General features: G+C 50.4%; 19 protein-coding genes and 1 rRNA gene. 13 read left to right on the forward strand and 7 right to left on the reverse strand.

The genetic code is table 11. The features are described 5' to 3' along the window. Nucleotides 1–73 (forward strand): 5S ribosomal RNA (rrf, locus tag IV433_RS26490); the annotation flags it as partial. A gap of 95 nt (nt 74–168) precedes the next feature. On the opposite strand, the gene mobB is transcribed toward rrf, so the two are convergent. Both mobB and mobA read right to left on the reverse strand, forming a co-directional pair. Next, nucleotides 169–699: a molybdopterin-guanine dinucleotide biosynthesis protein MobB gene (mobB, locus tag IV433_RS23020; RefSeq protein WP_195816100.1), complete on the reverse strand. Its 531-nt coding sequence runs from the start codon at nt 697–699 to the stop codon at nt 169–171. Next, nucleotides 696–1283 (reverse strand): molybdenum cofactor guanylyltransferase MobA, encoded by a 588-nt coding sequence (mobA, locus tag IV433_RS23025; RefSeq protein ID WP_195816101.1) that lies wholly within the window; start codon nt 1281–1283, stop codon nt 696–698. Before mobA ends, mobB begins: the two co-directional genes overlap by 4 nt. Nucleotides 1284–1434: 151 nt before the next feature. Between mobA and IV433_RS23030 the strand changes: the two genes are divergently transcribed. The 5 genes from IV433_RS23030 to IV433_RS26495 all read left to right on the forward strand — a co-directional run bounded on the left by IV433_RS23030 (nt 1435) and on the right by IV433_RS26495 (nt 6874). Beyond that, on the forward strand, nt 1435–1704 hold the full coding sequence (locus IV433_RS23030; protein ID WP_195816102.1) for a YihD family protein: 270 nt from the start codon (nt 1435–1437) through the stop codon (nt 1702–1704). Between the two features lie 92 nt (nt 1705–1796). After that, nucleotides 1797–2783 (forward strand): serine/threonine protein kinase, encoded by a 987-nt coding sequence (locus tag IV433_RS23035; protein WP_195816103.1) that lies wholly within the window; start codon nt 1797–1799, stop codon nt 2781–2783. A gap of 46 nt (nt 2784–2829) precedes the next feature. Further along, nucleotides 2830–3453, forward strand: coding sequence for a thiol:disulfide interchange protein DsbA (dsbA, locus tag IV433_RS23040; protein ID WP_101079959.1), 624 nt, complete (start codon nt 2830–2832; stop codon nt 3451–3453). Nucleotides 3454–3841: 388 nt separating this feature from the next. Beyond that, the gene (gene polA / locus IV433_RS23045; RefSeq protein WP_195816104.1) at nt 3842–6646 is read left to right on the forward strand and encodes a DNA polymerase I; all 2805 of its coding nucleotides are present in this window, start codon (nt 3842–3844) and stop codon (nt 6644–6646) included. A 180-nt stretch (nt 6647–6826) separates the two neighbouring features. Then, entirely contained in the window at nt 6827–6874 is a 48-nt protein-coding gene (locus IV433_RS26495; protein WP_071892919.1) for a spot 42 RNA, inhibition of DNA synthesis, read from the forward strand. 163 nt (nt 6875–7037) lie between these two features. On the opposite strand, the gene yihA is transcribed toward IV433_RS26495, so the two are convergent. After that, nucleotides 7038–7682, reverse strand: coding sequence for a ribosome biogenesis GTP-binding protein YihA/YsxC (yihA, locus tag IV433_RS23050; protein WP_195816105.1), 645 nt, complete (start codon nt 7680–7682; stop codon nt 7038–7040). Between the two features lie 578 nt (nt 7683–8260). Here yihA and yihI point away from each other — a divergent pair. Then, entirely contained in the window at nt 8261–8812 is a 552-nt protein-coding gene (yihI, locus tag IV433_RS23055; protein ID WP_152324940.1) for a Der GTPase-activating protein YihI, read from the forward strand. Nucleotides 8813–9000: 188 nt separating this feature from the next. Further along, entirely contained in the window at nt 9001–10374 is a 1374-nt protein-coding gene (gene hemN, locus IV433_RS23060) for an oxygen-independent coproporphyrinogen III oxidase (protein ID WP_195816106.1), read from the forward strand. Nucleotides 10375–10434: 60 nt separating this feature from the next. On the opposite strand, the gene glnG is transcribed toward hemN, so the two are convergent. The 3 genes from glnG to glnA form a co-directional block, all read right to left on the reverse strand. After that, a complete protein-coding gene (gene glnG, locus IV433_RS23065; protein ID WP_101079953.1) occupies nt 10435–11847 on the reverse strand; it encodes a nitrogen regulation protein NR(I) in 1413 nt (470 codons plus the stop codon). 7 nt (nt 11848–11854) lie between these two features. After that, nucleotides 11855–12904 carry a nitrogen regulation protein NR(II) gene (gene glnL / locus IV433_RS23070; protein WP_195816107.1) on the reverse strand — a complete coding sequence of 350 codons (1050 nt, stop codon included), beginning with the start codon at nt 12902–12904 and terminating at the stop codon, nt 11855–11857. A 253-nt stretch (nt 12905–13157) separates the two neighbouring features. Then, nucleotides 13158–14567, reverse strand: a complete 1410-nt coding sequence (gene glnA / locus IV433_RS23075; protein WP_101079951.1) for a glutamate--ammonia ligase — start codon at nt 14565–14567, stop codon at nt 13158–13160. A gap of 471 nt (nt 14568–15038) precedes the next feature. Between glnA and typA the strand changes: the two genes are divergently transcribed. The 5 genes from typA to fabY all read left to right on the forward strand — a co-directional run bounded on the left by typA (nt 15039) and on the right by fabY (nt 19917). Then, nucleotides 15039–16862: a ribosome-dependent GTPase TypA gene (typA, locus tag IV433_RS23080; protein WP_152324949.1), complete on the forward strand. Its 1824-nt coding sequence runs from the start codon at nt 15039–15041 to the stop codon at nt 16860–16862. Nucleotides 16863–17026: 164 nt separating this feature from the next. Beyond that, nucleotides 17027–17614: a glucose-1-phosphatase gene (gene yihX / locus IV433_RS23085; RefSeq protein ID WP_195816108.1), complete on the forward strand. Its 588-nt coding sequence runs from the start codon at nt 17027–17029 to the stop codon at nt 17612–17614. A gap of 11 nt (nt 17615–17625) precedes the next feature. After that, complete coding sequence (locus tag IV433_RS23090) at nt 17626–18504, forward strand: virulence factor BrkB family protein (protein ID WP_195816109.1); 879 nt, start codon at nt 17626–17628, stop codon at nt 18502–18504. Nucleotides 18505–18513: 9 nt separating this feature from the next. Then, the gene (gene dtd, locus IV433_RS23095; RefSeq protein WP_195816110.1) at nt 18514–18951 is read left to right on the forward strand and encodes a D-aminoacyl-tRNA deacylase; all 438 of its coding nucleotides are present in this window, start codon (nt 18514–18516) and stop codon (nt 18949–18951) included. 33 nt (nt 18952–18984) lie between these two features. Continuing rightward, a complete protein-coding gene (gene fabY / locus IV433_RS23100; RefSeq protein ID WP_152324954.1) occupies nt 18985–19917 on the forward strand; it encodes a fatty acid biosynthesis protein FabY in 933 nt (310 codons plus the stop codon). A 69-nt stretch (nt 19918–19986) separates the two neighbouring features. Here fabY and IV433_RS23105 read toward each other — a convergent pair whose 3' ends face one another. Next, nucleotides 19987–21678 (reverse strand): AsmA family protein, encoded by a 1692-nt coding sequence (locus tag IV433_RS23105; RefSeq protein ID WP_195816111.1) that lies wholly within the window; start codon nt 21676–21678, stop codon nt 19987–19989. Between the last annotated feature and the right edge of the window lie 54 nt (nt 21679–21732).

The raw sequence follows: 21732 nt of genomic DNA on the forward strand, positions 1-21732 counted from the left end.
ACTCAGAAGTGAAACGCCGTAGCGCCGATGGTAGTGTGGGGTCTCCCCATGCGAGAGTAGGGAACTGCCAGGCATCAAATAAGTGGAAAGCCCTGTACTGACGTACAGGGCTTTTTGCTATGGAGAATTTGGGGAAATATTGAAGGTGTCGGAAGGTGGCTGTCGTGCCTATTCCTTCTTTTTTCTCAACCACTCGATGACAAACTCACCAATTTCACCAACGTTATTCAGATCTAAAACCCTGACACCGTCAAAGATTGGTGCGGAAGAGATATCTGTAGCAACAGCGATCACATGATCGTCGATTAATTTATCCAAAAGCGTTCCAGCATTTTCTCTGTGAAGAAAAATCTTCTCAATTTTTTCATGCTTGAAACCTTCTACTAAAATCACATCCAGATCCTGGCAGTCAAAACGGCTGGCCAGATAGTTAAGATCAGGCTGATTTTGCAGAGGTGTTTCTGTCATAAGTGCCCATCGGCTACTGCTGGCGACCATTGTCTGGTCAGCACCGGCTTTGCGTAGCTCGAAGCTATCCTTTCCAGGAGTATCTACATCAACATCATGGTGTGTATGCTTTATCAGGCCGGTCCGGATACCACACGAACGTAAATACGGGATGAGTTGTTTCAGCAACGTCGTCTTACCTGTTCCGCTGTATGCGACGATTCCAAGTAAAGGGATCTGCGTGCTTTTCATCGTTCGAGATCTCGCTGGTTAGCCTTCCAAAGTTCAACATCCTCAGGCGTGTTGAGGTTTGAAAAATCTGCCGGATTATGGAAAAGAGCTGTTTGGGCGCCGATTTTTTCAAAGAAAATCATCAGCTTTCTATCACCATTTCCCAGATAAGATTCGAGCGCTGGAATAATTTTTCGATTCAGCAGGCAAAGTGTCGGATGGGCTCTTTCAGGATCACGTGCATAAACGGCGTACTGCCCGCTAGCTTCGGCCTGTAATACTTCAGCAAGATTGTCAGGGAAAGCAGGGACATCGCAGGGGACAAATAAAACCCATTCGGTTTTGCTCACTGACAATGCGGCAAGCATGCCTGCCAGCGGGCCTGAAAAGTCGGATGTCAGATCTGGGACGGTCTGAAAATCTCTTCCGTAACGTTCATTATTTCGGTTACAGCTGATCAGAATTTCACTGACCTGTGGTAGTAACTTCTGGGCGATATATTCGAATAAAGGCCGTCCGTTTACTTCTACCAGCCCTTTATCTTCGCCCATTCTCGTTGAGCGGCCACCTGCCAAAATAACGCCAGTAATGTCACTGCGGTTCATAATTTTTCCTGCCGGGGAGTCTGTATTCTGATGATTGTAACGTCTTACGATGAGGGCGGGCAGATTTAACTTTTACGTCGCAAGCCGGCTCTTCCCCAAAAGAAATAACCCTGTTATTTTTAGGGTCTGTAAGCTAATAGAGAGAAATAACATGAAAGAGCATCGCGTAAACGAGTTGATTGAATTACTGCATCCGGCATGGAAAGAAGACTGTGATCTTAACCTGATAGAGTTTATTCAGAAACTGGCAACGGAATGTGGTTATCAGGGGCCATTGGGTGAACTAAGCGATGACACCTTGATTTATCACCTTAAAATGCGTGGTACCGACAGCACAGCTGAAATTCCGGGGCTTAAGAAAGACTATGAGGATGACTTTAAAACGGCTCTTTTACGTGCCCGTGGCGTGATTAAAGATTGATGTAAACTTATGTGAACTTCATGCGTGCCGCTAAAAATAGATGATACTATTTCCCATTGTCATTTTTCTGTGCGGCCAATCCGAATGAAGTCATGAACAATTCAGCATTTAATTTTCAGGCATTGTCGCCGGATCTTATCCTTGATGCTTTAGAGAGTGTCGGTCTTATTGCTGAGTCCGGCCTCACTGCATTGAACAGCTACGAGAACCGGGTTTACCAATTTCTTGGTGAAGACCGAAAACGTTACGTCGTAAAATTCTACCGCCCGGAACGCTGGAGCGAAGAGCAAATTTACGAAGAGCATCGTTTTTCGCTTGATATGGCTGATGCTGAAATACCGGCTGTCGCTCCGCTTTCAATCAATAAAGATACCCTCCATCGCCATCAGGGTTACCTGTTCACAGTGTTTCCCAGCGTGGGCGGTCGTCAGTATGAAATCGATAATCTGGACCAGCTGGAATGGGTGGGCCGTTTCCTCGGTCGCATTCATCAGGTTGGTGGTCAGAGCCCGTTCAAAGTTCGTCCGACGATAGGATTGGATGAGTATCTGACGCAGCCGCGGGAAGTTCTCGCGCAATGCTCCCTGATACCCGCCAGCCTGCGCGAACCTTTCTTATCCGCTACTGATAACCTGATCCGTACTACGCGGGAATTCTGGCATACGGACTGGCAGTCGTTGCGTTTACACGGTGATTGCCATCCGGGAAATATTCTCTGGCGTGATGGCCCGCTGTTTGTCGATATGGATGATGCCCGCACTGGCCCGGCCGTTCAGGATATGTGGATGTTGTTACATGGCGAGCAAAGTGAGCAACGAATTCAGTTAGATATCTTGCTGGAAGCTTATGAGGAATTCGCCGATTTTGATTCCAGCGAGCTGGCGTTAATTGAGCCGCTGCGTGCTATGCGCATGGTCTATTATCTGGCCTGGGTCGCGAAGCGTTGGGGTGATCCGGCGTTTCCAAAAAGCTTCCCGTGGATGCAGGACGAAGATTTTTGGCGTGGTCAGATATCCGCTTTCACCGAGCAAATTAAGAAATTACAGGCACCTCCTTTACAGCTGATGCCAATGTACTGAGTCACGATTAATGTTCGAAGTTTAATTAAATGGAGATAGGCTTTATATGAAAAAGATATTCCTGGCACTGGTTGGTATGGTTATGGCCTTCAGTGTATCTGCAGCACAGTTTTCTGATGGTGCACAGTACGTTACTTTAGATAAAACCGTTGCTAATGAACCACAGGTACTCGAGTTCTTCTCATTTTATTGCCCGCACTGCTATCAGTTCGAACAAGTCTGGCATGTATCAGACAGCATCCGTAAGAACCTGCCAAAAGATGTGAAATACACCAAATACCACGTGGAATTCCTGGGGCCTTTGGGTAAACAATTAACTCAGGCATGGGCTGTTGCTATTGCTCTGGGTGTTGAGGATAAAGTCAGCCCGCTGATGTTTGATGCCGTTCAGAAACAACAGTCTGTTCAGAATGCTGATGATATCCGTAAGGTCTTTATTCAGGCCGGTGTGAAAGGCGAAGACTACGATGCTGCGCTTAACAGCTTTGTAGTGAAATCATTGGTTGTTCAACAGGAAAAAGCCGCTGCCGATCTGGGTCTGCAAGGCGTACCTTCTGTATTTGTGAACGGCAAATATATGGTTAAAAATGACGGACTTGATACCAGCTCAATGGACAGTTACGTCAAACAATATTCTGATGTGATTAACTTCTTATCGACCAAAAAATAAGACGTTTTGATCCCAACGCCAGCCTCAGGGCTGGCGTTCTATTTTCATAAAATTAAAAATCAGAAATGATCACGGACGAAAATATAAATGTTTTCTGCCGGCAGTTATTCTTAATAAATATAACTATCCACAAAAGCTATTAAGTTTCTATTACACGATAATCCCCCGCCAGCTTTCTATAACCTGATGAAACCAGTAGTTAAAATTCTGTAATATTTTCCGGTACAATTCAGATAATAATCCCCTTTGGAAACTATTCACAAACTTATCCACAGGAAGATCCTTCGAGATCCCTCGCAAGTTCGCAATGATTTTTCCTCGCGAGGTTCGTCTTTCCGGCTGGCTATGGCATCCTTAGAGCATGTCTGATCACGAATAAAGAAGAGTTATGGCCCAGATAGCAGAAAACCCCTTAATCCTGGTAGACGGTTCGTCTTACCTCTATCGCGCTTATCATGCGTTCCCGCCGCTGACAAACTCTGCGGGTGAACCGACAGGCGCGATGTACGGTGTGCTTAACATGTTGCGCAGTTTATTGCTGCAATACACACCAAGCCATGTCGCTGTGGTTTTCGACGCGAAAGGCAAAACCTTCCGTGACGAACTTTTTGAACAGTACAAATCCCATCGTCCTCCGATGCCTGATGATCTGCGCTCGCAGATAGAACCATTGCACCAGATGGTTAAAGCTATGGGCTTGCCGCTGCTGGTGGTTTCCGGCGTAGAAGCTGACGACGTGATCGGTACTCTGGCACTGGAAGCGGAAAAGGCTGGTCATGCTGTTCTTATCAGCACCGGCGATAAAGATATGGCACAACTGGTGACACCGGGCGTGACGCTGATTAACACCATGAATAATGCGATTCTCGGGCCTGAAGAAGTCGTTGAGAAATATGGTGTACCGCCTGAACTGATTATCGATTTCCTGGCTCTGATGGGCGATTCTTCGGATAACATTCCGGGTGTGCCGGGCGTTGGAGAGAAAACAGCGCAAGCTCTGTTGCAGGGGATTGGCGGCCTTGATGCTCTATATGCAGACCTTGATAAAGTATCGACATTAAGTTTCCGTGGTTCGAAAACCATGGCTGCGAAGCTTGCTGACAATAAAGACGTCGCTTATCTGTCATATCAGCTGGCAACCATTAAAACAGACGTTAAGCTCGACTTGACCTGTGCAGAACTGACCGTTTCAGAACCTGATGCTGATGAGCTTCATCAGCTCTTTGGCCGTTATGAATTTAAACGCTGGCTGGCCGATGTTGAAGCTGGCACCTGGCTGAGCGGTAAGAAATCTGCTGTTAAGGCTTCTGCCACATCGAAAAAGAGTACTGACTCAACCGAAGTGGCCTCAGCAGAACCTCTTGAGCGCAATCAGCTGTCTCAGGACGGTTATGTCACGATTCTGGATCAGGTGACACTGGATGAATGGATTGGTTATCTGAAAGCTTCTGACGTTTTCGCCTTCGATACAGAAACCGATGGTCTGGATACGCTGACGGCCAACCTGATTGGTCTGTCTTTCGCAACAGAAGCAGGCAAAGCCGCTTATCTGCCCGTTGCTCATGATTATCTGGACGCGCCGGTACAACTTGATCGCGATGAAGTGCTTAAGCAACTTAAACCGTTGCTGGAAGATGAGAAGCAGTTGAAAGTCGGGCAGAACCTGAAATTCGATCGTGGCATCTTATTGCGCTATGACATCGAAATGAAAGGCATAGCCTACGACACGATGCTTGAATCCTATGTTCTTGACAGCGTATCTGGCCGTCATGATATGGACAGCCTTGCAGATCGCTACCTCGGTCATAAAACTGTAGGTTTCGAAGAGATCGCCGGGAAAGGCAAAAATCAGCTGACTTTCAACCAGATCGCACTGGAGCAGGCCGCGCCGTATGCAGCGGAAGATGCTGATGTTACGCTCCAATTGCATCAGGCGCTTTGGCCACGTATTCAGGAAAGTGAATCACTGAAGAAAGTCTTCACTGAAATTGAGATGCCTCTGGTGCCCGTTCTGTCTCATATCGAGCGCACCGGTGTTTTGATTGACCAGAATATTTTGGCCGCTCATTCCAAAGAGCTGGCAATCCGCCTGAATGAGCTGGAAAACAAAGCACACGAGCTGGCGGAAGAACCTTTCAACCTTTCTTCGACCAAGCAGCTTCAGGCTATTTTGTATGAAAAACAGAAATTGCCGATTCTGAAGAAAACGCCAGGTGGTGCTCCATCAACGAATGAAGAAGTTCTGGCTGAGCTGGCACTGGATTATCCGTTGCCAAAAGTGATTCTGGAATATCGCGGTCTGGCAAAGCTGAAGTCAACGTATACCGATAAGTTGCCTCTGATGATCAACCCGCAGTCTGGCCGGGTTCATACCTCTTACCACCAGGCGGTAACGGCTACCGGTCGTCTGTCATCCAGCGATCCAAACCTGCAAAACATTCCTGTGCGTAATGATGAAGGACGTCGTATTCGTCAGGCTTTTATTGCGCCAAAAGATTACATCATTCTGGCTGCCGACTACTCGCAAATTGAACTGCGTATCATGGCGCACTTATCCAAAGATGAAGGTTTGCTGAAAGCGTTTGCTGAAGGTAAAGATATCCACCGTGCAACCGCGGCGGAAGTCTTCGGTACGCCACTGGAAAGCGTCACCGGTGAACAGCGTCGCAGCGCTAAGGCGATTAACTTTGGTCTGATTTATGGCATGAGTGCTTTCGGGTTATCCCGCCAGCTGAACATTCCCCGTAAAGAATCTCAGCGTTATATGGATTTGTATTTCGAGCGCTATCCGGGCGTACTTGAATACATGGAACGCACACGTACTCAGGCTTCTGAGCAGGGTTATGTTGAAACGCTTGATGGCCGCCGTCTGTATCTGCCGGATATCAAATCCAGTAATGCCATGCGCCGTAAAGGCGCCGAGCGTGCCGCAATCAACGCCCCGATGCAGGGAACCGCAGCGGACATTATCAAACGCGCGATGATCAGCGTTGCCGACTGGCTCAGGCAATCCGATGCTCCGCGTGCCCGCATTATCATGCAGGTACACGATGAACTGGTGTTCGAGGTGCATAAGGATGATGTCGATGCAGCAAGTGAGAAAATTCGTAATTTGATGGAGTCGAGCATGGAGCTCGCTGTTCCGCTTAAAGTGGATGTCGGTACGGGTGAAAACTGGGACCAGGCTCACTAAGCGGTCATTTGACTAAGTGGATAGTAATTAAGCTTTTTTTGTAATTAAGCTACAGGATTATGTGCTCAGACCTTGAAGGTGATCGCATAATCCGCGATTTTTGTGTAAGTAAACTACAAAAAGTTCTTTTTCCCCGTCAGGAAATAGGGTAAAGTTTCTCTTGTAGGGTACAGAGGTAAGATGTTCTATCTTTCAGACCTTTTACTTCACGTAATCGGATTTGGCTGAATATTTTAGCCGCCCCAGGCATTTATGTCTGGGGCGTTTTTTATTGAGCTTTTCATGACGTTGCGATGGTTTCCCTCAAACGCAATCCATAAAAAAGGGCGACCTGCTGGCCACCCTGATGATGTTCCTTACTTACACATGCCATTCATAATGGCCGGTAACGTTATTCGCCGGACAATTCTTCTTCCAGCACTTCCGGTGGGATCTCGTTGAACCAGTTGTTCAGCTTATCGCTCAGTTTATCCACGCCCATTTTCTTCGGTGAAGAGAACGCTTCAACCTGAATATCGCCCATGAATTCTTTTACCGCTTCACGGACCATCTTGATCTGTGCCTGACGCGCACCGGAAGCCAGTTTGTCGGCCTTAGTCAGCAGCAACATTACCGGCGTACCAACATCCACTGCCCACTGAATCATCTGCTGATCGAGATCTTTAAGCGGATGACGGATATCCATCAGCACAACCAGACCCTTCAGCGAATTACGCATTTGCAGATATTCGCCCAGCGCGCGCTGCCATTTGCGTTTCATTTCTTCCGGTACTTCTGCATAACCGTAACCCGGTAAGTCGACCAGACGGATGCCCTGTTTGACTTCGAACAGGTTGATTAGCTGAGTACGTCCCGGCGTTTTACTGGTACGTGCGAGGCTTTTTTGCTGCGTCAGCGTATTCAGCGCACTGGATTTGCCGGCGTTTGAACGACCAGCAAATGCGACTTCAATGCCTTCGTCAGCTGGCAGGTGCCGGATATCCGGGGCGCTCATGACGAAATGGGTCATATGATAGTTGTAAGTTTGGCTGGTCAAAACGTGCGTCTCCGTGAGGCATGAGTATCTGGCTGGCGATTATAACTGCAACAGAGCCGAGATGTGTTTGTGTTTTTGAAATCCGAATGATGAGGCGAAGGGACCACAGAGATGAAGGCGGGGGAAATTGCCTTCATGATGTAAGACATTTGCTATTCATGATGCGGGTTATTTCGCTTGTTTTATCGCCGTATTTTTTAATTCTTATCGTAATCAACAAGATAAAATTTGAGTGTTTCCGAAACCTCACTGGCGGCTGGCGGGTATCTTGAGCCTTTGCGCCAGTCGGGTAAAGTAATTCTTACGCGATGAAGGCAAGTAGGGAAACACGGACGAATTCTGCATTCACGGATCACGGGAAATGCATTGCGATTTAAGGACGAACGGGGCCGGAGGCTCTGAAAGGCAAAGGAAAAACCGGGACGTTGACGCTATACAGGGAAAGTGTTTGATGAATATCCTTCAGACGAAGGAAAGAAAAAGGCAGCAAGGTTACCTTGCTGCTTTTTTCTTTGTTCGCTTTCTGCTAGATTCCGCCGCAAATCTATACTAAATGTACACACCTAAGAGCAGATGCCATGAAACAGCCAGCGAAAGCACCACGCGCCAAAACCGCGACAGCTAAAACGAAGAAGAAAAGTCGTGTAGAGCTTGATATCGAAGCGCGCGAACGCAAGCGTGATAACAAGCGCCGTGGCCATAAAGCAGGCTCACGCGCCAATCCGGATGCGGCCCAGAATCAAAACGGTTCCGGCGCTAAGAAAGCCGATCCGCGCATCGGCAGCAAGAAAGCGGTGCCATTAATCGTTGAGACAGTAACGAACAATGCGGCGAAAGCTAAAAAAGCCGCGCAGCCGAAGCAAGATGCAAAACCAAAAATGACGCCGGAAGAAGAACTGACGTTGCTGGAAAATGATGAGCGTCTGGATTCACTCCTGGACCTCATCGATGACGGCAAAGCACTGAGCGCAGAAGATCAGGCTTACGTTGATCAGACGCTGGATCGTATTGATGTTCTGATGGAAATCCTCGGCATTGAACTCGGCGACGATGAAGATGACGAAGAAGAAGAGAAGAACGAAGATATGATGCAGTTGCTGAAGCGCGGAAATCCAAAAGACGGTTTCTAAGCCATGCGCTGGGTCATCCCGGCAATAGCCTTACTCTTTGCATGTTATATGCTTTGGTTATTCGGTAAACTACGGCGGTTATCGAAAACCAAAGCACGTTTGCGCAGAGCGACCTTTGCACGGCAGGCCCAAAACCTGCCTGTAAGGCGAACCGGCAGCATCCGACGCCGGAAGGAGTAAGTCACCCCATGTCAGAACAGACAACCGTCTGGGATTTAGCGCTGATCCAGAAGTACAACTATTCAGGTCCGCGATACACATCCTATCCAACAGCACTCGAATTCAGCGAAAGCTACGATGATGCGGCCTTTAAAAAAGCGGCTGTGCGTTATCCAGAGCGTTTCCTTTCGCTGTATGTGCACATTCCTTTCTGCCATAAGCTCTGCTATTTCTGCGGCTGCAATAAACTGGTGACCCGCCAGCAGCATAAAGCCGAAGAATACCTTAACGTCCTTGAGAAAGAGATCAGCCACCGTGCACCGCTCTTTAAAGGCCGTCAGGTCAGCCAGTTGCACTGGGGCGGTGGTACTCCGACTTACCTTAATAAAGCGCAGATAAGCCGCCTGATGGGCCTTCTGCGGGCACACTTCGATATCCTGCCTGAAGCCGAAATGTCGCTGGAAGTGGATCCGCGTGAAATAGAGCTGGATGTTCTCGATCATCTGCGCAGCGAAGGTTTTAATCGTCTGAGCATGGGCGTGCAGGATTTCAATAAAGAAGTGCAGCGTCTGGTGAACCGCGAGCAGGACGAAGACTTCATTTTTGCGCTGATTGAACGGGCGCGTGCGCTGGGTTTCAACTCCACCAATATCGATCTTATCTACGGCCTGCCAAAACAAACCGCAGAAAGTTTTGCGTATACACTGAAACGCGTGGCGCAGCTGAACCCCGATCGTCTGAGCGTTTTCAACTACGCGCATATGCCGAAATTGTTCGCCGCTCAGCGCAAAATCAAAGATGCCGATTTACCCGGCGCCGAAGAAAAACTGAAGATCTTGCTGGAAACCATCGCTTCGCTGACAGATTCCGGATACCGCTTCATTGGCATGGACCACTTTGCCCGCCCGGATGATGAACTGGCCGTGGCCCAGCGCGAAGGGAAATTGCATCGCAACTTCCAGGGCTACACCACGCAGGGCGACAGCGATTTATTAGGCATGGGCGTTTCGGCGATCAGCATGCTGGGCGACACCTATGCGCAGAATGAAAAAGACCTGAAAACCTACTATGCCCGTGTGGAAGCTGAAGGAAATGCGCTGTGGCGGGGTCTGGTAATGACAGATGACGATTGCCTGCGCCGCGACGTAATCAAAGCACTAATCTGTCATTTTGAACTGGATTTTGCCGATATCGAGAAACGTCACGGGATTCAGTTTACGGATTACTTTGCCGATGATCTGGCCTTGCTGGAGCCGCTGGTCAAAGACGGTCTGGTGGAAGTCAGTGAAAACCTCATTCAGGTCACCCCGCGTGGCCGTCTGCTGATCCGTAATATCTGTATGTGTTTTGATATTTACCTGCGCCGCCAGGTTCGCCAGCAGCAATTTTCCCGCGTTATCTGACGTTCGCCGCACAAACAAAAACAGCCGCATTTGCGGCTGTTTTGCTTTCTGGCAATGACGTTATTCCATGCCGAGTTCTTTCAGTTTACGGGTCAGGGTATTTCGTCCCCAGCCCAGTAAACGTGCCGCTTCCTGTTTGTGCCCCTGAGTATGGCGCAGCGCCGTAGTCAGCAGCGTACGCTCCATCTCCGGCTGTGCTTCTGACAACAGATTTTGATGACCGGAACGCAGGGCGCGATCGGCCCATTGTGCCAGCAGCGTTGCCCAGCTGTCCGGCAGACTTTGCCCACCCGTCTCTGGTGCTGTCGTTTCAAACAATTCACTCGGTAAATCCTGAATCAACACTTCCTGGCCGGCGGCCATAACGGTTAACCAGCGGCAGGTATTTTCCAGCTGGCGCACGTTCCCTTGCCACGGCAGACGCGTCAGCGCCGTTTCAGTTTCAGGGTGAAGATTTTTGGCTTCCACACCCAGCTCTTTCGCCGCAACTTGCAGGAAATAACGGGCCAGACGCGGAATATCTTCACGACGTTCACGCAGCGGAGGCAGATGGACGCGGATCACGTTCAGACGGTGGAATAAGTCCTCACGGAATTTGCCTTCCTGAACCCGTAACTCCAGATTCTGGTGGGTAGCCGCGATAATCCGGACATCCACTTTTACCGGTGCGTAGCCGCCAACCCGATAGAACTGCCCGTCAGCCAGCACGCGCAGCAGGCGGGTTTGAACATCAAGCGGCATATCACCGATTTCATCGAGAAACAGCGTGCCGTTATCGGCCTGCTCAAAACGTCCCTGACGGATGGTATTCGCCCCGGTAAATGCGCCTTTCTCGTGGCCAAATAACTCGGACTCAATCAGGTCTTTCGGGATCGCAGCCATATTCAGCGCGATAAAGGGCGCTTTGGCGCGCGGGCTGTGGCGATGCAAAGCATGGGCGACCAGCTCTTTACCGGTTCCGGATTCCCCGTTTATCAGCACACTGATTGAAGAGCGTGATAACCGGCCAATAATGCGGAAGACGTCCTGCATGGCTGGCGCTTCACCAATAATATCAGCCGTCGGGCCACTGGCAGGCTGGCTGCGGGCTGGTTGTTGTTGTTCCTGATAATGACTGATCGCACGCTCGACAAGCGCAACGGCTTCGTCGATGTCGAACGGTTTTGGCAGATAATCAAACGCACCTTGCTGATAGGCGCTGACCGCGGCATCCAGATCGGAATGCGCTGTCATTATGATGACCGGAAGCATCGGATGGCGCTGTTTAATCTGTTTTAACAGCGCTAAACCGTCCATGCCGGGCATACGGATATCTGATAACAAAACGTCAGGGGTTTGAGTCGCAATGGCATCAAGCACTTCATTGCCGCTGTCAAACGTGGTGCAGGTTAAACCGGCTCCAGTGAGCGCGCGTTCAAGTACCCAGCGGATGGAGCTATCGTCATCGACGATCCAGACTATCCCTCGTTGCATAAGAACCTCACTGGCGAATAGGCAGGAAAACCGAGAATTCGGTGTGTCCTGGCCAACTGTTAAATTCAACTTTACCCGAATGCTGATCAATCAAACTGCGCGCAATAGAGAGGCCCAAACCGGTGCCCCCTTCGCGGCCACTGACCATGGGGTAAAAAAGGGTGTCCTGCAAATGCGCCGGTACGCCGGGGCCGTCATCTTCAATATCGATACGGGCCACCAGACGATAACGCACGCCGTGTAACGTAATCTGGAAAGCCGTGCGTGTGCGCAAAGTAATTGTGCCGCCTTCCTCCCCGAGCGCCTGCAATGCGTTGCGGGTGATGTTCAGCAAAATCTGTTCTATCTGATCCGGATCGTGCGCCAGTTCTGGCAGGCTCGGGTCATAGTCTCTGACCAGCTGAACGTTATCCGGTTTTTCCATCGACACCAGCTGGCAAACACGTTCCGCAACCTGATGAATACTTTGTGTGACGTGCTGGCTTGGGCGTTGTGGCCCCAGCAGGCGGTCAACCAGATTACGCAGACGGTCGGCCTGCTCGATAATGACTTTGGTGTATTCCAGCAGAGCCGGATCGGGCAGTGCTCTGGATAATAACTGGGCGGCACCACGCAGCCCGCCAAGCGGGTTTTTGATTTCATGGGCCAGGCCGCGGATCAAATCACGCGCGGCAACCTGTTGAGCATGCTGCAATTGTTCCTGACTCAGACGTCGCTGGTTATCCATCGGCGCCAGCTCGACCAGAATGAAACCTTCCGGCAGCATCTGCGCGGTCAGTGAAAGAACATGTGCGCGCCCATCGACAACCAGAGTCACTTCACTGTCTGTAAAGCCCTGTCCGGCTGTCAGACTTTCACGCATTAAGTCGATATTGAGCGAAAAATATCCCACCAGTTCCGGCAAAGGGGTACCAAAGAGTTTGCGGGAACTTTGCGCCAGTAACTGCTGAGCGGCCGGATTGGCGTAATGCACAGCCAATTCGTCGTCCAATAACAGAACGCTGTTGATTAAGGAATTCAGGATCTGCCCAGCATCGGGCAGCTTGCCAGTTGCCATACCGCAGTCTCCCGCACCTGATTGGTGCATTTTATCTCGCTACCCGGCGAAATCACGGGCCAGAGGGGTTAAGCAGGAAAGAGTGTGGAGAAAAAAGCCCATCCGGAGATGGGCTGAAAGTTTCCACGGCAACAAATAAAATCGTCTTACTTAATTTTGACGCTGAAGGCTTTGTTACAACCAGGCCATCAGTCGGGTATTACGCTCAGCGGCAGCCCAACAGCGGGCGCTGAGTTCAGGGTTTAATCAGAAATTAAACGCTGTAGTACAGTTCGAACTCAACAGGGTGCGGAGTCATACGCACACGGTCCATTTCTTCTTTACGCAGACCGATGTAAGCATCGATAGCGTCGTCAGTGAACACGCCGCCACGGGTCAGGAACTCGCGGTCTTCGTTCAGTGCGTTCAGAGCTTCTTCCAGTGAACCTGCAACTTTTGGAATTTCTGCTTCTTCTTCCGGTGGCAGGTCATACAGGTTTTTATCCATCGCATCGCCAGGGTGGATCTTGTTGATGATACCGTCCAGGCCGGCCATCATCAGTGCAGCAAACGCCAGGTATGGGTTAGCCGCTGGATCAGGGAAGCGAGCTTCGATACGCATGGCTTTAGGGCTGGATACGTGCGGAATACGGATAGAAGCAGAACGGTTACGTGCAGAATACGCCAGCATCACAGGTGCTTCGTAGCCCGGGACCAAACGCTTGTAGGAGTTTGTTGTCGGGTTAGCGTAGGCATTGATGGCTTTAGCGTGCTTGATGATACCGCCGATGTAGAACAGTGCCATTTCTGACAGGCCGCCGTATTTGTCGCCAGAGAACAGGTTGTTACCGTTCTTAGACAGAGACATGTGGCAGTGCATACCGGAACCGTTATCGCCAAACATTGGTTTTGGCATAAAGGTCGCAGTTTTGCCAAATGCGTGAGCCACGTTGTGAACCACGTATTTGTAGATTTGGATTTCGTCAGCTTTTTTGGTCAGCGTGTTGAAGCGGGTTGCCACTTCGTTCTGGCCAGCAGTGGCGACTTCGTGGTGGTGAGCTTCAACAACCAGACCCATTTCTTCCATGGTCAGACACATGGTAGAACGCAGATCCTGGGAGGAGTCGACCGGAGGAACCGGGAAGTAACCGCCTTTAACTGCAGGACGGTGGCCTTTGTTGCCGCCTTCGTATTTGGTGCTTGAGTTCCATGCGCCTTCGATATCATCGATAGCAACGTGGGAACCGGAGATGCTGCTGCCGAAGCGCACATCATCAAAGAGGAAGAATTCTGGTTCTGGCCCGAACAGGACGGTATCCGCGATACCAGAAGAGCGCAGGAAGTCTTCTGCACGTTTTGCGGTAGAGCGTGGGTCGCGGTCATAACCTTGCAGCGTTGTTGGCTCAAGGATATCGCAGCGAATGATCAGCGTGGTTTCTTCGTAGAATGGGTCAAGAACAGCAGTGCTCGCGTCTGGCATCAGAACCATGTCAGATTCGTTAATGCCTTTCCAGCCACCGATTGATGAACCATCAAACATTTTGCCTTCTTCGAAGAAGTCAGCGCTAACCTGGTGCGCTGGAATGGTGACGTGCTGTTCTTTACCCTTGGTGTCAGTGAAACGCAAATCTACGAATTTCACTTCATGCTCATTCAGCATCGTCAAAACGTGTTCAGCGGACATACTAGTTCTCCCGAATTTCTCATTATCGTCGTGGAACGAATAACCATTTTTGGTCTTTAGTTGGAAATAACAGCTTTACTTGAACTGGCGTGTGGCCTAAACAGCACTATTATTTGTCTGGTCAGACTCTTTCACCCAGTAAAAACTTTTTACCCTAAAAAATTTTTACTCTAAAAACTATTAGCGAAAAGTGTGCCAACTTTGAGAAAATGCAAACAACGCCATTTTACAGGGCTTTTGCACTCAATAAGTATGCACCATAACGGAATTTATGCACTACAATGGTGCTAATCGTGAGATGCAAGGCACCAAAAAGGTGCGTCATAATGGTTCAGGGGTTCTTTTGCACCGTGAAAGGGATCACAAAGTAGCCATCCACAAGTTGTTTCAACAAGATCCTTGTGATCTTGTTTAGAACCTCGCTTAATACGTGTACAATAGCGCGCTATTTCTAATGCCTGAGGCAAAGCTGTGATCGAAAATTTGCGTAACATCGCCATTATTGCCCACGTTGACCATGGTAAAACCACCCTGGTCGACAAGCTGCTGCAACAATCCGGTACTTTCGGAGAACGTGTAGAAGCCACCGAACGCGTAATGGACTCCAACGATTTGGAGAAAGAGCGTGGGATTACCATCCTCGCAAAAAACACCGCCATTAATTGGAAAGACTACCGCATCAACATCGTGGATACCCCAGGACACGCCGACTTCGGCGGTGAGGTAGAGCGTGTGATGTCAATGGTCGACTCGGTGCTGCTGGTTGTGGATGCAATGGATGGCCCAATGCCGCAAACCCGTTTCGTGACCAAAAAAGCATTCGCTAATGGTCTGAAGCCGATCGTGGTAATCAACAAAGTTGACCGCCCTGGCGCGCGTCCTGACTGGGTTGTTGATCAGGTCTTCGACCTGTTCGTAAACCTGGACGCAACTGACGAACAACTCGATTTCCCAATCATCTATGCATCTGCACTGATGGGTATCGCGGGTAACGACCATAACGATATGGCCGAAGACATGACCCCGCTGTACCAGGCGATTGTTGACCACGTATCTCCGCCACAAGTTGAGATGGAAGCACCTTTCCAGATGCAAATCTCTCAGCTGGACTACAACAACTATGTTGGCGTCATCGGCATCGGTCGTATCAAACGCGGTACTGTTAAACCTAACCAGCAGATCACTGTGATCGACAGCGAAGGTAAAACCCGTAACGGTAAAGTCGGTAAAGTTCTGACCCACATGGGTCTTGAGCGTATCGAAGCGACCGTTGCTGAAGCTGGCGACATCATCGCGATCACCGGTTTGGGTGAGCTGAACATTTCCGACACTATCTGTGACCCGGCAAATGTTGAAGCTCTGCCAGCGCTGAGCGTTGATGAACCAACCGTTACCATGTACTTCTGCGTTAACACCTCTCCGTTCTGTGGTAAAGAAGGTAAGTATGTGACTTCACGTCAGATCCTTGACCGTCTGAACAAAGAACTGGTGCACAACGTAGCATTGCGTGTTGAAGAAACTGAAGATGCTGATGCATTCCGTGTTTCAGGCCGTGGTGAACTTCACCTGTCGGTTCTGATCGAAAACATGCGTCGTGAAGGTTTCGAGCTGGCGGTTTCCCGTCCTAAAGTAATCAACCGTAAAATCGATGGCCGCATGCAAGAGCCATTCGAGAACGTGACACTGGATATCGAAGAGCAACACCAGGGTTCTGTAATGCAGGCCATGGGTGAGCGTAAAGGCGATGTCAAAGACATGATCCCTGACGGCAAAGGTCGTATCCGTCTTGATTACCTGATCCCAGCACGTGGCCTGATCGGCTTCCGTACTGAGTTCATGACCATGACTTCAGGTACCGGTCTGCTGTACTCCACGTTCAGCCACTACGATGACGTCCGTCAGGGCGAAATCGGTCAGCGTCAGAACGGCGTTCTGATTTCCAACGGTCAGGGTAAAGCAGTTGCGTTCGCACTGTTCAGCCTGCAAGACCGCGGTAAATTGTTCCTGGGCCACGGCGCAGAAGTGTATGAAGGCCAGATCATCGGTATTCACTCACGTTCTAACGACCTGACCGTGAACTGCCTGACCGGTAAGAAACTGACCAACATGCGTGCGTCCGGTACTGACGAAGCAACGACTCTGGTTCCTGCTATCAAAATGTCTCTGGAGCAAGCTCTGGAATTCATCGATGATGACGAACTGGTCGAAGTGACTCCTCAGTCTGTACGTATCCGTAAACGTCACCTGACCGAGAACGACCGTAAACGTGCAATGCGTGGTCCAAAAGAAGGTTAATCTTCTTTTACGCAAGCCGTTACACAGAAGCAGGGTGCCTTTGGGTACCCTGTTTTTTTTGTGTTTTTTTTCCAAACCTGCACTAAACCCCGCGCATCTGTCACTGTTCACCTGTACGTTTTACCGCTAAAGTTAAAAGTCATCTTTGAAATCAGGAGCGTGCAATGCTGTACATTTTTGATATGGGAAACGTCATTATTGATATTGATTTCAAACGTGTTCTTGGCGTGTGGAGCCATCTGAGCGGTACGCCGCTGGCCACGCTGACGGAGCGATTCTCGATGGGCGAGGTATTCCAGAAGCACGAGCGTGGCGAAATCAGCGATGAACAGTTTGCCGCCGACTTATGCCATGAAATGGGCATAGCGCTCAGTTTCGAGCAGTTCAGCGCGGGCTGGCAAGCTATCTTCGTCGGGTTGAGGCCTGAGGTGATCACGGTATTCAAAAAGCTGCGCGAAGAAGGCCATCGCGTTGTCGTATTGTCGAATACCAACCGCCTGCATTTGGATTTCTGGCCGCATCACTATCCTGAAATCGAAGCCAATACCGACGCTATGTACCTCTCGCAAAATTTGGGTATGCGTAAACCCGAGCCGGAAATTTTTCAGCATGTGCTTGAAAAAGAAGGTTTCAGCGCAAGTGAGGCGGTATTCTTTGATGATGTCGCAGAAAACATTGAAGCTGCCCGTGCGGCCGGAATTGAAGCCGTTTGGGTGGAAGATAATCAAACCGTACCAAAATACTTTTCCTGAAGGATGAAAGGATGCAGAAAAGGGCACTGAGCCACTACCCGAAATCATTGTGGAAATTCACCCACCTGCTCTTAAAGCGTTCAGATAAAGATGGCCTGACGCTCCTTGCGGGCCATTTAGCCTATGTCTCTTTGTTGTCGCTGGTGCCGCTGATTGCGGTGGTCTTTTCATTGTTTGCGCTGTTTCCGGTGTTTTCGGATATCAGCGCGCAGCTCAAAACATTCATTTTTTCCAATTTCATGCCGGCGACCGGCAACGTCATCCAGCGCTACCTCGAACAGTTTGTCGCAAACTCCAGCAAAATGACGGCGGTGGGCACCTGCGGGTTAATCGTCACTGCGCTGTTGCTGATCGCGTCCGTCGACAGCGTGCTGAACAAAATCTGGGACAGCAAAACGAAACGCCCGATCGTCTTCTCTTTTGCTGTTTACTGGATGGTGCTGACGCTCGGGCCGATCCTCCTGGTGGCCAGCGTGGCGGTCAGTTCATACCTTCTCTCGCTGAACTGGCTGAACATCAGCGGCGTGCATTCAGTCATCGATCATTCCCTGAGGGTTCTGCCGTTGCTGATCTCCTGGGTTTCGTTCTGGCTGCTGTATCAGGTGGTGCCAACGGTTCGGGTTCCGTCAAAAGATGCACTGGTCGGCGCGCTGGTTTCCGGTGCATTATTTGAATTGAGTAAAAAAATCTTCGCCCTGTATATTCAGCTTTTCCCGTCTTATCAGTTGATTTACGGTGTACTGGCGGTGATTCCGATTTTATTTCTTTGGGTCTATGTCAGTTGGTGTATCGTGCTTCTTGGCGCGGAAATTACCGTTACGCTTGGCGAGTTTCGTTCCCTGAGAAAATTGCAGTCTGCTCAGCAAGTAGCAGCAGAAAAATCAGTCTGAAGGATTTGTATGATTGCGTTAATTCAGCGGGTATTGAATGCCAGCGTGACCATCGACGGAAGCGTCTGTGGTGAAGTCGGGCCAGGGTTGCTGGTTTTGCTGGGGGTTGAGCGGGGCGATGACGAACAAAAAGCCAAACGTCTTTGTGAACGGGTGATCGGGTACCGGATATTCGGTGACGAGAATGACAAAATGAACCTGAACGTCCAGCAGGCTGGCGGTAGTTTGCTGGTGGTTTCGCAGTTTACGCTGGCAGCGGACACTCAAAAAGGCATGCGTCCGGGGTTCTCACAGGGCGCAGAGCCGCAGGAAGCCGACCGTTTGTATCAGTATTTTTGCGGGCAATGCCGTGAGAAGGGTATTGCTACCGAAACGGGCCGTTTCGCCGCGGATATGAAAGTGGCACTGGTGAATGACGGGCCGGTGACCTTCTGGCTACAAGTCTGATCGATAAGGCATAACGCCGGAGAGAAAGCATCTATGTATCACCTGAGAGTACCGACGACCGAAAAAGAGCTGGCCGCCTATTACCGATTCCGCTGGGAAATGCTGCGCAAGCCGTTGCATCAGCCGGAAGGTTCAGAACGTGATGCCTACGATTCGATTGCGCATCACCAAATGGTTGTGGATGAAAACGGCGATCCGGTTGCAGTAGGTCGTTTATATATTAATGCCGATAACGAGGCTTCAATCCGTTTTCTGGCCGTTGATCCGAATGTACAGGACAAAGGATTGGGGACGCTGGTGGCGATGACGCTGGAGTCTGTCGCCCGTCAGGAAGGCGTGAAGCGTGTAGTGTGTAGCGCGCGTGAAGATGCCGTGGAATTCTTCGCCAAGCTGGGTTTTGTGAATCAGGGTGAAATCACCACGCCGCAAACGACGCCGGTTCGCCATTTCCTGATGATCAAACCCATTGAAACGCTGGACGATATTTTGCACCGCCCGGACTGGTGCGGTCAGTTGCAGCAGGCCTGGTACGATCACATCCCGCTGAGTGAAAAAATGGGCGTGCGTATCAGCCAGTACACTGGCCAGAGATTCGTAACCACGATGCCGGAAACGGGCAATCAGAATCCTCATCACACTTTGTTTGCGGGCAGCTTGTTCTCTCTGGCCACACTGACCGGCTGGGGACTCATCTGGTTATTGCTGCGTGAGCGCCATCTGGGCGGCACTATCGTGCTGGCCGATGCGCATATCCGTTACAGCACACCGGTGACCGGCAGACCGCGTGCCATCGCCGATTTGGGCTCTGTCCGGGGCGACCTTGACCGGCTGGCCCGCGGACGCAAAGCGCGCGTGCAGCTTGAAGTGAATTTATACGGCGACGAGACTGACGGCGCAGTATTTGAAGGTACTTATCTGGTTCTTCCCGCCGCTCCCGGCGCGCCGCTGGAACCTGAAATCAACTGATTCGCTTTCCGTAAAAAACAAAAAGGCACCGTGCAAACGGTGCCTTTTTACGTTCAGATGCGGAATTAATTATTCCGGCGCAGCGCCTGAAACCAGCCCGTTAACCATTTGCTGATTCAAAGTCTGTCCGTTGCTGCCGGTAACCTGCAAAGTGCCTCTGAGCGTCGGTTTGAAATCCACATTGGCGGGCATTTGGCCTTGCAAATTGAGCTGCATATTGGCATTACCGTCCAGCGCCAGGTGCGGCCATCCCCAGTTTTCCAGCTCATTTACCGGTACTGCACGTCCGGTCATTTTCACGGAGAAATGGCGCTGTGGTTGCTGATCTACCGTTGCCGTCGCTTCCAGTAATCCTTCTTTGGTGAAAGCGCTCAGCTCGGAAATATTCACCTGACTGTCGTTCGCATCCAGCGTTATGGAAGGGCGGCGAACATCATTACGGTTGAACGTCGCTTCACTGGCGTTGAGATTCAGCTTCCCGTCCCAGACTCCCCACTGATGGTCGCGTGCCAGCAACAAATTACTGCCCAAACCATCAAGTGCTGTGATTTGGAACGGGAATTGCGGGTTGATATCGATAATCAGGTTACGGTTAGCGATGAACCGGCTGACAGAAATTTCGGCCAGCGGAGCAGGCAGCGCCTGAATCCAGAGTTGTTTCCAGTTCTGAGGCAGCGTGTATTCCAGCCCGGCAACGGAAAGTTCATCCAGTTGCAGACGTTTGTTCGCGCGCAGCCAGTTACCGGTCGTTCTCAGCAAGCTACGCTCCCAGCGTGCGGTGGCCTGTTTGATGGAAATTCCCTGCGGGGAAAGGTCGAGGCTGATGATTGGATCCTGAATATGCAGATTACCGTCAATCATGTCCGTCGCGTTCAGCGTGATTTCGCCGTCATCGCTTTGCCAGTCGCCTTTCTCCAGCGTCAGGTCTTGCACGGAAAGGTCGACATCACTGAAAGCCCAGTCAGTGCCTTGCAGCCGGGCGTCGATCAGATCCAGGCGCTGAATCGTCACTTTCGGCAATGTCTGGAAATCATCAAAGAATGCAGAAAGCGATTTTGAGGTTTGCAGGCGGACATTGCTCAGACGCAGGTTCTCGATATTCCAGCTGCCATCAGCGGCCTGTGTCGCTTTACCGGTAAGCTGACCGCGCGCCAGATCGCCACCGAAATTACTCAGTGTCAGGTTCTTGTTGTTGATATTGCCCTGAATCAGCACGTTCTCAGCCGGCAGCCCGTTCACGGTCAGGTTCGACGCGCTCAGCTGGAAATCGGCTTTATCACCCAGAAGCTGATTCGGTTTCGGCTGCCACGGTGAAATACCGGCATTAATTTGCTGCCCCTGAATATCGAGGCCTGCGGTATTCCCGGTCAGTGCCATCTTGCTCAGTTGCAAAGTATTGGCCTGTAACGGCAGCTTGATGGCAGAAGGGCTAACGTTCAGGCGGCCATTGGCCAGAACAACGTGATCGAAAAAGTAAGGGTCAGTAATCTGACGCCAGCTCAAATCGAGATCCACTTCTCCGGCGTTCAGAATTTCAGGCTTATTTTTTTGCCCGAAGATGACATTCGTCAGCGTGACGCGGCTAGGCGTTGACCAGTTGTGATCCAGCTTTTCTACCGAGAGCCTGTACTCGCTGTTGTCGCTTATCCAGCGACTGACCCAGCCGGCAGCCCAGCGGGTTTGTAATAGGACGTACACCAGTACGATCGCCAGCACCAGAAGTAAGGCGAACGTCAGCAAAATTTTACCGATAAATCTCATCGTCTGGAGCCCTGTAACGGGAAAAAGGAAAAAAGATTCTTTGTTTATGCCGCA

Source organism: Rahnella laticis, from assembly GCF_015644585.1.
Classification (GTDB): Bacteria; Pseudomonadota; Gammaproteobacteria; order Enterobacterales; family Enterobacteriaceae; genus Rahnella; species Rahnella laticis.